Here is a 12817-nt window from a genome sequence, read left to right as displayed (position 1 = left end):
TTATATTCGACAAGCTAAGAATATGTCAAGATACTCAGAGAATTTATTCCTTTTCGTCAAAGACTGCATCGACTTCATACTCGAGCAAATGATCCCAATCGTCATTTTTCAGAAGATCGAGCTGAGCTTCAATTAGCATTTGGAAACGTGTTCTGAATACTTTAGACTGTTTTTTCAGCTCTTCAATTTCCATGGCGATTTTTCTTGATTTTGATAAAGATTCGTTGATAATGCGATCAGCGTTTTTCTCTGCTTCCCGAACGATCAGCTTTGCTTCTTTTTGAGAATTGCGTTTTACGTCTTCAGCTGCCTCTTGAGCAACTAAAATCGATTTATTCAGCGTTTCTTCAATATTAGCAAAGTGACCGATTCTTTCATCGAGCTCATTGACTTTCGCTTCAAGCTCTGTTTTCTTCCGAAGAACAATTTCGTAATCTTTTCGGACTTGTGCTAGAAATTCATTTACTTCATCTTCATCATATCCGCGAAAACTTTTTGTAAATGTCTTGTTGTGAATATCATTTGGCGTTAATGGCATCATGCCACCTCCATTTTTACATTTCAGTACAGTTATCTAGTTCACATTATAAAACAAATTTCGCACAGATGGAGAAAAAAACTGAAAAAACGACTATTTTTGTCGTTCAAACGTAACTCTCCACTTGTCTTTTTTGGTTTTTCCTTCGATTTTTGTTAAGCTGCAGCGGCCAAAGCCTCTGATAGACAGCATGTCCCCTTCCGCCACCAAATATGAAGGATCTTCAACTACCTTCCAGTTCACTTTGACGAGCCCGTTTTTCACGAGCGTTTGTGATTTCTGGCGGGATTGCCTGCTCACAGAGGCGCAGACGGCGTCAAGCCTTAAAGAAGAAACCGTGTCATCTCTTATTTCGACATCAACTGCTGGAATGTTAAGGTCTGACAAGTCAATTTTCTCTAAGCTGACCGCCGCTTTTCCTGCTTGGGTCAGCTGTGCAGCCACAAAATCAGCGATATCGGCTGAGACAATCAATTGCACTGATGTCTCAGAAAACACGATGTCACCGAATTTTTGTCGTTTTAAACCTATGCCCATTAATGCGCCAAGCAGAGATCGGTGATCTACTGAGACAAATTTTTCAGCATAACGGACGTGAAATGCCTGCAGTTCAAAATCTGATTCTTCCGGCGTGATGTACTCCGGATAGAGAATGGCCCGTTTTCGTTCCGCTCGGTCATATCCGCCGGAAAAAGCAACCCCGACGTCCGTTTGCCCCGTAACAGCAGAGAGGATGACCTGCTCTCGGGGATCTAAGAAGTCGGTCAGCTTCATCCGATATTGCTCCTGGACAATACTTTTCCATTCGAGCGCATGATCAATAAAGGCCCGCTCGTCTTTTCTGAAGTGCTGATAAATATCGCTCATCGTCTTTCCCTTCTATGTAAAGAGGCTTGGCTGTTGCCAAGCCCCTATCAAACTGTCACAATTAAAATACAATCATGCGATAAAGCCCCCACAAGCCAAGTGACGCAAATTGAAGCACAATGATAGCTACGATTGGTGAAATATCCAGCATTGCGATCGGAGGGATGATTTTTCTGAACGGTTCGAGATATGGTTCGCAAATCGAAGCTAAAAAACGCCCGACTGCCGTTTCCCTTGTACTCGGCACCCATGACATAAAAATATATATGATCAAGGCAAATGAGTATATTTTGATTAATAAAGCTAAAACCGAAAAAACTTGATAAAGGATCATCTCGCTTTACCACCTCTGATGTTCGTCTTCAGATATGAGCTCAGAAATTGTGCCTGATACGTCTACATTTTCAGGCGTGCAAAGAAAAATGTCCGAGCCGATTCGCTGAATATCGCCGCCAATGGCATAAACGGTTCCGCTCAAAAAGTCAACAATCCGCTTAGCCTGGTCATGCTGTATCCGCTGAAGATTGACGACAACTGCCCGCCGGTTCTTCAAATGGTCGGCTATTTCCTGTGCTTCCGCATAAACGCGCGGCTCACTCAACACCACTTTAGAGGATTTTTGAACACTTTGCAAGCTTACTACATTCTGTTTGCCCGCAGGTTTGTTTGCATTGTAAGCAGGCTTTTCTTTTTGTTCATTTTCTTCATGAGGTTCCCGATCTGTCTCAATATATTCATATTCGTATTCTTCATCATCTATCGAGAAAAAGTTTTTCAGTTTGTTTTTCATACTCATTGCTGTACACCCCCTGTTTCATTTCCGACTAACGATGAGCCGATTCTAATATAAGTAGCTCCTTCTTCAATTGCAATTTCAAAATCATTTGACATGCCCATCGACAGTTCAGTACACGGAGCGTTAGGCTGTTTCAGCTCCTGGACCTGGTCACGGAGCTCTCTCAGCGCTCTGAAACAGCTTCTGATCTGATCTTGGTCATCAGTCAGCGGAGCCATTGTCATCAGCCCGGCCACAACGACGTGCTCAAAACCGGAAAGCTCCTGTATAAATGGAATCACTTCTTCTTTTTTCATGCCGTGTTTAGAGGGCTCAAGAGAGGTATTGACCTGCACAAAACATTGGACAGTACCTTCCGCCCGTTTTTCAATTTCTTTCGCTAATGAGAGCCGGTCTAAGGAATGGATATAAGAAACCGAATTGACGACAGCTTTAGCTTTTCTTGACTGTAGACTGCCGATAAAATGCCATTCCGGATTCCCGTTGATCAGTTCCTGTTTGCGGAGCAATTCCGCATCCCGATTTTCTCCGAGGCAGGTAATGCCCGCATCCACCGCCTCCTGTGCTCTTTCAGGTGATACATATTTAGTGACTGCAATAATCGTAACTTCATCGGAGCTGCGGCCCGATCTGTTACATGCTTCGTTTATTCGTTCGTTTATATGTCGTAAATGATCAACAACACGCAAGATCTTTATGCCTCCTTCATTCCGATAAAGGACATCATCCGTCCAGTTTTCCCCTGATCGCGGCGGTGAGAAAAGAAAAGAGAGGGCTCACTTTCCGTACATAAACCGCTGACAGAAATCTGTTCATTTGCCAAACCGCTGTCGATTAATATAAGGCGGTTCAGCTCTTTCAGATCAAGCTGATATTGTGCCTGTCCCGTCTGATTCACGGCACGGTCTGCTGAAACCGGCAACGCCCGGACAGCATCCAAGACACGGTCGTCTACTGTATAGCATGCCCCGCTGATAGACGGCCCAATAACAGCATGAATATCTGAGAGATTTGACCCTTCCTGCTCAGTCCATTGCTTCACCATTTCCCTGCCAATCTGTTTGACAGTGCCTTTCCACCCGGCATGGGCGATCCCGACAAGCGATTTAACCGGATCATAAAAGAAAAGAGGCACACAATCAGCAAAGCATAATGCCAAAAACACATTGTTTTCATTGGTATAGAGCCCGTCCGTTGCTTTTAGAGCTGTATGATACTCCCGGGCGCCTCTTCCCCTATCCCTCTGCGTCACTTTCTGAATGCGATGATCATGTGTCTGATCAGCAAATACCCAAGACTGCAAATCAATATTAAACATATCGGCTATATATTCACGATTTTTAACTACATCTGCATCTTTGTCATGAACGTGCAATCCTGTATTTAACGATTCAAAAGGCTTTTGGCTGACACCGCCGTTTTTCGTTGTAAATCCGGCAATGACTTCTCTGTTGTTTTGATTCGCTCGTACCCAGTCTTGTATCATGAGTGTCGAGGGTGTGGTAAGACTGAATGGGTGATATGTATTCATGATGATCCAACCTTTCGACAAACATTAAAAAAGCGGAATTTCCCACTTATTTTACCACAACTTTCTGCATTCGTTGAGCGCCTATTTACATATTTCTAAATGAAATGTGCCGGAAGAAATGAGACTTCCGGCATTTGCCAATCAGCGGTTGAAAAAACAAGTTATGTATGTGGTTCACTTAATCGGACCAAGATCACATCTTCCCCGATTTTTACTATATTTCGCCACGGAATGACTAATTCCTCTTCTTTTCCAAAAAATCCGAGAACTTTCCCATTTCCTCCTAGTATGATCGCCTGGATTTTCCCAGTCGTCACATTGATATCGATATCTCCAATGCTCCCCAGCTTTTTTCCGTTTGAGACATTCACGACATCCTTCACCTGAAATTCTGAAATGCTGATCATTTCATCACGTCCTTTTTCCGCCTTTTTTCAAGTATATGAGCGGGCGGGCTAAACCTTGTCAGCTACAAGAAATTTCACTGGCACTGTTTTTTGCTTTTCACGATAAATCGGGCTCAATTTTCGTACAATGTCCCAGCTGCAATCCTCGTTCACATTGTATGTTGATCAGACATCAGTGTTTTGTTTGCTGAATAAGCCCCTCATTTTTAACAATAAGACTATTTAGATTCAATGTGATCCGCTTCCGTGCTTACACATCAAAAGACCGTTTCATAAAATATGAAACGGCTCAATAAAAATAGACGTCCTTCGAATGTTTCACCGCTTTCCTCCGCTGGCAAAAGGGATGATTCAGTGTCCATCAGTTTCATAACGCATTTCAAGGGTGAATCAGTATATATTGTTCAAGCATTCGTTGTCTGCTTTACCCTTGTTAAAAACGGCCGATCCTGATTCCATAAGACATGGATTGGCGTATCAAAAAAGTCAGAAAGTATTTGATCAGTAAGCATGTCCTTTATTTTACCCGATGTAAAGACCTCTCCCTGTTTTAACAAAAGGGCTTTGTCAAAGACCGGCAAAATTTCTTCCGCATGATGAGTCACATAAAGGATCGATGGCGCATTTTTTTTGTTTGCAATGTATGTAATCGTATCTAACAGTTTTTCCCGGGCAATAAAATCCAAACCTGTGACTGGTTCGTCAAGTATGAGCAGCTCTGGATCGGCCATTAGTGCTCTGGCAATCAAAACTCGTTGTTTTTCTCCTTGAGAAAGGGTTTCATAGCGGCGATCGGCATATTCAATTGCTCCCAAGGCCTCTAACAAGCCAATCGCTTTTTCCCTGATTTCAGCACTTGGTGTGTCATATAAGCCAATTGAAGCGTAAGCGCCGCTCAAAGCAATCTCAAAGGCTGAATCCGCTGGATAAAATTTTTGCTGAAGTGCTGCTGAGACGAGGCCGATTTTCCGTCTGAGCTTCTCCCCCAGCTCCGTTTTGCCAAATTCATGGCCAAGCACTTGCATCTGGCCTGATGTTGGAAAATAATAAGAGCAAAGCATATTCAACAGTGCTGTTTTCCCGGCGCCGTTCAGTCCGTAAAGCACCCAATTCTCCTTTTCTTCGACTTTCCAATGAATGTCTTTCAGTATCCATTTTCCATTTCTTTTTAATGAGACATTGTCTAGCTGCAATTTCATCATGGTCCTCCTCGTTATCCCTCTTGAAATTATTTTAATTTTCGTACAACTTCGCATGGACTAGGATACCTTATTTTTTCCAAAACGTAAACCGTCCACAATACAAACAATAGAAAAGCCTTTAAAACAATATTGTTTTAAAGGCTTTTCATTATTGGTGAATGTTCTTATTCATTTGTTTGATGGCCGCTTTTTCTAGCCTGGACACCTGCGCTTGGGAAATCCCGATTTCTTCAGCGACTTCCATTTGTGTTTTCCCTTGGAAGAATCTCTTTCTCAAAATCATTTTTTCCCTATCATTCAGCCTTCTCATGCCCTCTTTTAAAGCCAGCTCTTCAATCCATTGTGAATCTTTATTGCGCTCATCACTGATTTGATCCATTACATAGATCGGATCTCCTCCGTCGTTATAGATCGGTTCAAATAGAGAGACCGGATCCTGGATGGCATCAAGCGCAAATACGATTTCTTCATGCGGTACTTCAAGAACTTTAGCGATGTCTTCTGCAGTCGGCTCCTTGCTTGTCTCACTGATTAACCGCTCTCTTACCTGAAGTGCCTTGTAAGCGATATCTCGGAGTGATCTTGAGACACGGATCGGGTTATTATCACGTAAATATCTGCGAATCTCTCCGATAATCATAGGTACAGCGTATGTTGAAAACTTCACATTGTGGCTTAGGTCAAAATTATCAATGGATTTCATTAGTCCGATGCAGCCCACCTGAAATAAGTCATCAACATACTCTCCTCTGTTATTAAATCTTTGAATGACACTTAAGACAAGACGCAAGTTCCCGTTTACAAGCTTTTCTCTTGCTGAATCATCGCCTTCATCCTGCAGCTGCCGAAACAGCTTTCTCATCTCTTCATTCTTTAGTACTGGTAATTTGGAGGTATCCACCCCGCAGATTTCGACTTTATTTCTCGACACTTTTTTCCCTCCCTACAGGAGCTGCTGTACAACGTTAAGTATCTCCTCGGGTGGGAAAAATATGCACTGCACTCAGACGAGAAAACATCCGAAATTAGGAAATCCCTGTAAGATCAAGGGGTTTATAACCATAAAAAATTTCACACCATTTTGTTGAACTCTTTTCTCAATCTTTTTATAATTCTTTTCTCCAAACGCGAAATATAGGACTGAGAAATCCCCATCATATCTGCTACATCCTTTTGTGTCTTTTCTTCTTCACCAACAAGCCCGAACCGCAGTTCCATGATTTGCTTTTCTCTTTCATTGAGCTGCTCAAGCGCTTTTTTCAAAAGCTTTTTATCTACATTAGCTTCTATGTCTTTTGTGATAATGTCATCGTCAGTGCCAAGCACATCAGAAAGCAAAAGCTCATTGCCGTCCCAATCAATATTAAGTGGCTCATCAAAGGAAACTTCAGAACGGATTTTGTTATTTCTCCTTAAATACATCAGGATTTCGTTTTCTATACAACGGGAAGCGTAGGTTGCCAGCTTGATTTTCTTTTCCGGATTAAACGTATTCACAGCTTTAATTAATCCGATCGTGCCGATGCTGATTAAATCCTCTATATTAATTCCCGTATTTTCAAATTTACGGGCGATATAGACGACCAGCCGCAAATTGCGTTCGATCAAAATGGCGCGAGCCGCCTGATCGCCGCTTGGGAGCTTCATTAACAGAACCTGCTCTTCATCCTTAGATAATGGCGGCGGCAGGGCTTCACTCCCGCCTATGTAATAAACTTCATCGCTTTTCAGGCCGAGTTTCATCAGCAGCTTATACCAAAGGTGTGTCAATCGTAATTTCAGTTTTTTCATCTTCCTCTCCCTTCTAAATGTCACGTCATTTGAGTATGATAGGTAACGGACATTTGCGACCATTATGAAACGTGTTTGACTGCCTTGCCCGAGAGCATTTTCGGATGAATAATGGCGTCAAACTCCCCATCTGCCGATAGCTTTGTTATGCTGATGCCGATTAAGCATTTATCCGCAGAAACCATTTCTTCTTTCGTTATAATCGTTACGTGATCAGGTTTAACGCATAGTAACAATTGATTTTGCTGGCCTACTCCTCTGTATGGAATCAGCCTTAGTTTATCTAAAAAGCGAAACGAATCATCGAGCTGCCGGATGGCTTCCAATGGATCTGAGCTCCGAATGATCATCGTTTCAGCTGCCCCGAAAATCGGTTCCAGCTTATCAATATGAATAATCATGACCGGTGTTTTTGTGAGCGGATCGTACAGCTGATTGCCCGAATCAATCAAACCTCTGATGTGAAGCGTTTGGCCGCCTATGTCCGCCTGTACGCCGACTCGTTCCTCATATTGAATGTTTTTTGTTTCAATATCATCAATTCTTCTCTTAGAAAAAAACCATAGTACTGGAAATCCGGCAACAATAAACAACCAGCTGATCGGGTCTCCAAACCCAGTTTGATTGGTCATCATGACACCGTTTTGAATAACAGAATGTGACTGCAGCAAAGAATGGGCTCCGATCATTCCCCCTCCCATTAAAAAAGTGGCAAAATAAAAGGAAAACAAATTCTGAAAAAAATAACGGAATCTCTTAAAGCCAAATGACACCATCACAATTACAACTGAAAAAGCCAGCTTCCCAGCCGGATGTTCAACGATCGGTGAAAAAGGGGTAAACATCAAAAGGACAATACTTGATCCGATGAACGCTCCGCCTACCAGTCTCCTTTTTTTCACATGCCGTTTTAACATAAATGCCGTGAGCAAAAGTAAAAGTGCATCAAAACAAAAGTTTAACAGCCAAATGACATCTAAATAGATTTTCACATCTGACTCCTTCCTTTCTTGCCTCACGTTGTTTCCCTTCTTATTTCACAAGTATAAAGCAAGCTCTATGGGAAAGTCTGTCAATTAATGTTGAGAGGAAAATACAATTTTTCAGGGATAACTGCTTAATTTGTCGAGAAAATGAATGAGAGAATATAAAAAAAGCTGCCTTTCGCGGCAGCTTTTTCACACTTAATTTTCAGGATGGAGATAAAGCTTTCCATTCGCTGTTTTTCTAGTTTCATTCCCATAATCATCTCGTACAATCACTTCTACTTTTGCTCCGTTTGCTTTAATAGAAGAAGTGGCTGTCCAATAGCCTTCATATGTCCCTGGAGCGATTTCTCTCAGCGGGAGTTCGGTGGCATTTTGCACACTCGCTCTTGCATTTGTCAGCGGCATCCGAATAATAAATGTCGCATCTAAATCCTTGCCGCTTGTGAAAGCGATTTTCACAGATTCACCCGCTTTTAAGGTTTTGTCCTTTCCAGGAATCAAACCGGATATGACAGGCTGGTCAAAGTTGACATCAATGACAGCTTGTTTCGTTGTTTTGTTGCCTGCTAAGTCTGTAGCAATCGCTTTAATCTTATTGCTTCCATTCTCCAAAAGAATTCGAGCTGAGTATGAACCATCTTGAATCGTTGCTTTTTTGCCATTCACTTTGACTTCTTTTAGATTGTCATCGGAAACAGTCCCTTTAACAGTCAGCGTTTCTTTATTTGTTTTCTCGCCGCCCTTTGGATTGTCCATCGTCAATTCAGGCTTCTCTTGATCAAGCGTAACCGTTATAGGACTGGAGGCATCTGTTGTTCCATTGTCTGTTGATGCAGTTGCTGTCAGCTCATTTTTACCCTTGCTGAGTGTGATGCCTGCTTGGAACGTGCCATCCGCAGCGGCTTTCGTTTCTCCTGCTTCTTTCTCTCCATTATAAATGTGTACGGTTATACCAGGAGAGGCTTTTCCTTTTACAGTAACGTTCTCTTTATTTGTGTACGATTTGTCCGTCGGTGAAGTAATTTCAGGTATAGAAGCTTCATAATCAACTAAGGCGCGAATCATATAGTTGCCATCAGATTTGTCAGCCGGGCTCCATTCGCCCCCTATATACTGCCAGTTGCGGCCGGAGTTCTGACCGGTTTCATCTACTGCCAGTCCGGGTGAATACGGATCAGGTTTTGACTGGATATACACGAGGTAAAAGTCTTTATCGACCATAATCCCTTTTGAACTGAGATCTACCTTAGTCCACTCGCCATTGCGAAGGGCCTCAGCGTTAAATGGGCCGGCAATTTTTTTACCCGGTGCTCCGTCTTTTCCTGTAGCATCGTATACTTCGACCTTAAACTCTGTGCCGCCAGGATCAGGAAACTCTGCATCCCAGAATCGGAACAGTCCTCCTGTAAGCATGCCTTTATCCTTGCCGTCAGCCAGTGTCATTTTGACTGCCCATCCGTTACCAGCTGCAGAATAGGAACTGGCACTTTCCGCCGTTCCGTCATCATATGCAATCTCACCTGGATAACCGACAAAAGGCTCCAGTGCAGTTTCTTTTGTTACATCACCCTTTAATTCAATTGAAAATTCATCAGTGTAATAGCTTGGTGCAGCGATTTTAATCGTATAAGAGCCTTCATAGGCCTCAAGCGTATATTCGCCTTTTTCGTTTGTTTCAGCAGGTTCAACCGCAGCATCCTCTACTACATAGACGAAGGCGCCTTTTACCGGCTCACCTGTCGTTTTATTTTTGACCGTGCCTTTTAATGTGCCCTTCTTCATTTCTTCTAACGTAAAATCGGCTTGTGTCGTCTGATCTGCTTGCAGAGAAACTTTTTGTGTTTTTGATTGATAGCCGTACGCTTCTGCCATAAGCGTATAATCTCCCGCTTTATGCTTCAGCGTATACTGCCCTGTGGATCGATCTGAATATGTTGATTTCCCTGTTTCCACCACACTGACTTGCGCTCTAAGCGGCAGCACTTGAGGCTGTAAATCTTTGCTTTGATGTTTTGCCGTTGTATTTGCAGACGGCTTAGCTTTTTTGGGATTTACCGGCTTTTTCTTTTGCTTTTCATATGGCTTTTTGACTCCGAGCTTATTCTTTTTGTCTGTTTTTCCGATCGATTTGTCAGAAAGCCCAACATCATCAATGTACCAACCCTCTTGTGTATCGCTCTCATCAGCTTGAAGGTTAAACATCACTTGAATGTTTTGACCTTTATAAGCGGAAAGATCAATTTCTTCGTCCGTCCAGCTTGGTGTCTTTCCATTATAGACACCAGCCTGCTCCCAATTTTTTTTACCCTCTGGAAGAACAAAAACGTAGCCATAATCAAAATCATCTTCTAAATTGTGCCAGCTTTTAAATTGAAGAAACAGACTTCCTGAATTTGGCACTTTAACGGGAGGCATCAAAAGATTCATGTTTGCTGAGTTGGCATAGTTTCCGGCCAGGTTTGTTCCATACACTTTTTCACCTGAGGCTGCTTGGTTTGGACCTGACGATGGAATTCCCCATTCCCAGCTATTATTTATTCCGCTTGCAATCCAGCCGCTTGGTGCAGTTTCAAAGTCCTGCTTATACCCCGCTGTAATACTTGGTTTCACTGGGACATCGTATGTGTCAGATTCAACGACATGGCCGCCAAAATCCTGAATCCTCCACTTATAGCTCAGTGTCGTTCCTTTTATACTTGGTATCTCTGCCTGATACGTTCCTTTCAGGTGATCACCGCTGATTCGCTTAGCCTGTACTTCTGTCCATTCACCTTCATCCAGCTTATAGGACAGTTTTACAGATGTCACACTCACATTGTCTTCAGCTGTCAAAGTAAGCGGCAGGCTCGCACCTTCAAAAGATTCTGTTACTTTCTCATGCTGATAGACAGGCGGCTCTTGATCTTCTCCTTCTACCGAAACTTGTCCTTCTGCTTTTCCTAAACCATCTGTAACAGCTGATACAGCATCAAAAGCATTCACCAACCCATGGCCGTATCCATTATTCGGAGAATCAGGAAAGGTTGAATCCCTCAACGGTTCAGCTGTGCTGGTTAAAATATCTTCCATCTCATCGACAGAAAGTGAGGCATCCGCCTGTTTCAGCAGTGCGGCGACAGCGGACACATGCGGACCTGCCATGGATGTGCCGTCCCATCCGTCCTCATATATTTGGCCGGGAACAGAAGACCGGATATTTACACCCGGTGCAGAAATTTCCGGCTTTATTTCGTCATATGGAGATGGTCCTTGAAGAGAAAAGTCAGCAAGCTTTTTGTTATGATCAGTCGCACCAGTAGCAAAAGACTCCGGATAGTTTGCCGGATTTGCGATAGAACCAGGCCCGCCCGGAATAAAGAGATCCGTATTCCCCGCTGAAAACTCAGGAAAAATATCTGCTGCGCGCCAGGCATTGACCATGTCTCTGTACCATTCATCAAGTCCTGAACCCCCGCCCCATGAATTATTGACAACATCAGGAGCCATTTCCGGATGAGGGTTGCCCTCTGCGTCCTTTGGAGCTAAAATCCATTCACCCGCCTCCAAAATGTCAGCATCATTGCCGCCATCTTCTGAGAATGCTTTAACCGCAATCCATTTAGCGCCTGGCGCTACCCCGATTTGATTTGTTCCATCAGGTTCAGAACCAACCATCGTACCTGTCACATGGGTGCCGTGAGCCAGATCATCGTAAGGGCTTGCTTCGCCCGCTATGGCATCATACCAGTTCATTTCATGATCAGGCTCCTCAGGGCTTTCCCGATGATATCCGCGATATTTCTCTTTTAATGCCGGGTGGTTCCATTCCACACCAGTATCAATGGACGCGACAACTGTACCAGTTCCATCATATCCAAGCGCCCAAGCTTTCGGAGCTTCGATTTGATCTACATTCCATTCCACACCGTTGGTTGCTTTGATAGCTTTTTGTTCTTTTTTCATATGAAATGGAGAGGAGGATGATGTAAACAGCTGCCGTTTCTCATTTGGAAGCACCTTTTCCACTTCGGGAAACTGCGCTACTTTTTCCATCACCTCTTTTGAGGCATGGACAGCAATTCCGTTCACCACATAATAAGAGTGAATTCGCTCTGCATTCCCTTTATTTTTTTGACTGTTCAAATATGTTAAGACATCTCTCTGGGTTTCATCGGCGGTGACTTTTAACGTCGACACAACAGCAGAACGCTTTTGATATTCGGTCTTAGCGGCAGTCAGCTTCTTCGATTTGGCTCTTTTAACAGCAGCTTTTGCCGCTTTTTCTGTGTCAGCTTGATGTTTAAATTTAATCAGAAAGGTCGTTTTTTCCTTCTTTTTAAAGCTTTTCTTTAATGAATTCGAGATTTTGTTCTGAATGGATCCAGCGGATTGAAGGTTCTGTTTCACAGAAGTTGAGGCGCCTTTATTGCTGCTTGCCACGGCTGCACCTGGAAACAGCAGTGAACCAATAACAACTGTACTTAAAACAGAACTGATGAGTCTGTTTTTCGTTTTTTTCCTCATTTTTATCCCCCTTTTTCAACATACTTTGTAAAAAAGTGTCGTCCCTCCTTTTAAAAATGATAAGTTTGTCAGAACATCGATGTACGTTAACTGTAGACAATCTCTTTTACAAATATTGTCGTTTCATGTCAATCGGTTTTCACATATAAGAAAATGAGTAAATTGTCATAGTTTTAAAACGAGTCTAATAGTC

Annotated in this window: 12 protein-coding genes; all 12 read right to left on the bottom strand. The window is 42.9% G+C overall.

The features are described 5' to 3' along the window. Window positions 1–43 precede the first annotated feature (43 nt). The 12 genes from divIVA to BTW01_RS02770 all read right to left on the bottom strand — a co-directional run bounded on the left by divIVA (window position 44) and on the right by BTW01_RS02770 (window position 12624). The gene (gene divIVA / locus BTW01_RS02825; protein WP_162101518.1) at window positions 44–538 is read right to left on the bottom strand and encodes a septum site-determining protein DivIVA; all 495 of its coding nucleotides are present in this window, start codon (window positions 536–538) and stop codon (window positions 44–46) included. Window positions 539–631: 93 nt separating this feature from the next. Further along, window positions 632–1405: an RNA-binding protein gene (locus BTW01_RS02820; protein WP_162101517.1), complete on the bottom strand. Its 774-nt coding sequence runs from the start codon at window positions 1403–1405 to the stop codon at window positions 632–634. Window positions 1406–1466: 61 nt separating this feature from the next. Then, window positions 1467–1739 carry a YggT family protein gene (locus BTW01_RS02815; protein WP_162101516.1) on the bottom strand — a complete coding sequence of 91 codons (273 nt, stop codon included), beginning with the start codon at window positions 1737–1739 and terminating at the stop codon, window positions 1467–1469. A 6-nt stretch (window positions 1740–1745) separates the two neighbouring features. After that, on the bottom strand, window positions 1746–2201 hold the full coding sequence (gene sepF, locus BTW01_RS02810) for a cell division protein SepF (RefSeq protein WP_162101515.1): 456 nt from the start codon (window positions 2199–2201) through the stop codon (window positions 1746–1748). After that, window positions 2198–2890 carry a YggS family pyridoxal phosphate-dependent enzyme gene (locus BTW01_RS02805; RefSeq protein ID WP_162101514.1) on the bottom strand — a complete coding sequence of 231 codons (693 nt, stop codon included), beginning with the start codon at window positions 2888–2890 and terminating at the stop codon, window positions 2198–2200. Before BTW01_RS02805 ends, sepF begins: the two co-directional genes overlap by 4 nt. 5 nt (window positions 2891–2895) lie before the next feature. Beyond that, window positions 2896–3732: a peptidoglycan editing factor PgeF gene (gene pgeF / locus BTW01_RS02800; RefSeq protein WP_162101513.1), complete on the bottom strand. Its 837-nt coding sequence runs from the start codon at window positions 3730–3732 to the stop codon at window positions 2896–2898. Between the two features lie 161 nt (window positions 3733–3893). Next, window positions 3894–4139, bottom strand: coding sequence for a YlmC/YmxH family sporulation protein (locus tag BTW01_RS02795; protein ID WP_015252132.1), 246 nt, complete (start codon window positions 4137–4139; stop codon window positions 3894–3896). A gap of 404 nt (window positions 4140–4543) precedes the next feature. Further along, the gene (locus BTW01_RS02790) at window positions 4544–5338 is read right to left on the bottom strand and encodes an ABC transporter ATP-binding protein (RefSeq protein ID WP_162101512.1); all 795 of its coding nucleotides are present in this window, start codon (window positions 5336–5338) and stop codon (window positions 4544–4546) included. Between the two features lie 151 nt (window positions 5339–5489). Continuing rightward, window positions 5490–6272: an RNA polymerase sporulation sigma factor SigG gene (sigG, locus tag BTW01_RS02785; protein WP_003221449.1), complete on the bottom strand. Its 783-nt coding sequence runs from the start codon at window positions 6270–6272 to the stop codon at window positions 5490–5492. A gap of 140 nt (window positions 6273–6412) precedes the next feature. Then, window positions 6413–7132, bottom strand: coding sequence for an RNA polymerase sporulation sigma factor SigE (gene sigE, locus BTW01_RS02780; protein ID WP_024121327.1), 720 nt, complete (start codon window positions 7130–7132; stop codon window positions 6413–6415). A gap of 62 nt (window positions 7133–7194) precedes the next feature. After that, window positions 7195–8124, bottom strand: coding sequence for a sigma-E processing peptidase SpoIIGA (gene spoIIGA / locus BTW01_RS02775; RefSeq protein WP_162101792.1), 930 nt, complete (start codon window positions 8122–8124; stop codon window positions 7195–7197). A gap of 192 nt (window positions 8125–8316) precedes the next feature. After that, window positions 8317–12624 carry a S8 family peptidase gene (locus tag BTW01_RS02770; RefSeq protein ID WP_162101511.1) on the bottom strand — a complete coding sequence of 1436 codons (4308 nt, stop codon included), beginning with the start codon at window positions 12622–12624 and terminating at the stop codon, window positions 8317–8319. Window positions 12625–12817: the final 193 nt, after the last annotated feature.

The sequence above is a fragment of the Bacillus sp. SKDU12 genome, from assembly GCF_010093085.1.
Taxonomy (GTDB): domain Bacteria; phylum Bacillota; class Bacilli; order Bacillales; family Bacillaceae; genus Bacillus; species Bacillus mexicanus.
Note: the sequence above shows the minus strand (reverse complement) of the source record. Positions and strands in the feature narration are given on the sequence as shown.

Coding starts and splice junctions, on each gene's coding strand:
- sigE (WP_024121327.1), bottom strand. CDS start 7,132: ATGAAAAAACTGAAATTACGATTGACACACCTTTGGTATAAGCTGCTG.
- sepF (WP_162101515.1), bottom strand. CDS start 2,201: ATGAGTATGAAAAACAAACTGAAAAACTTTTTCTCGATAGATGATGAA.
- BTW01_RS02820 (WP_162101517.1), bottom strand. CDS start 1,405: ATGAGCGATATTTATCAGCACTTCAGAAAAGACGAGCGGGCCTTTATT.
- BTW01_RS02815 (WP_162101516.1), bottom strand. CDS start 1,739: ATGATCCTTTATCAAGTTTTTTCGGTTTTAGCTTTATTAATCAAAATA.
- BTW01_RS02795 (WP_015252132.1), bottom strand. CDS start 4,139: ATGATCAGCATTTCAGAATTTCAGGTGAAGGATGTCGTGAATGTCTCA.
- divIVA (WP_162101518.1), bottom strand. CDS start 538: ATGCCATTAACGCCAAATGATATTCACAACAAGACATTTACAAAAAGT.
- pgeF (WP_162101513.1), bottom strand. CDS start 3,732: ATGAATACATATCACCCATTCAGTCTTACCACACCCTCGACACTCATG.
- BTW01_RS02790 (WP_162101512.1), bottom strand. CDS start 5,338: ATGAAATTGCAGCTAGACAATGTCTCATTAAAAAGAAATGGAAAATGG.
- BTW01_RS02770 (WP_162101511.1), bottom strand. CDS start 12,624: ATGAGGAAAAAAACGAAAAACAGACTCATCAGTTCTGTTTTAAGTACA.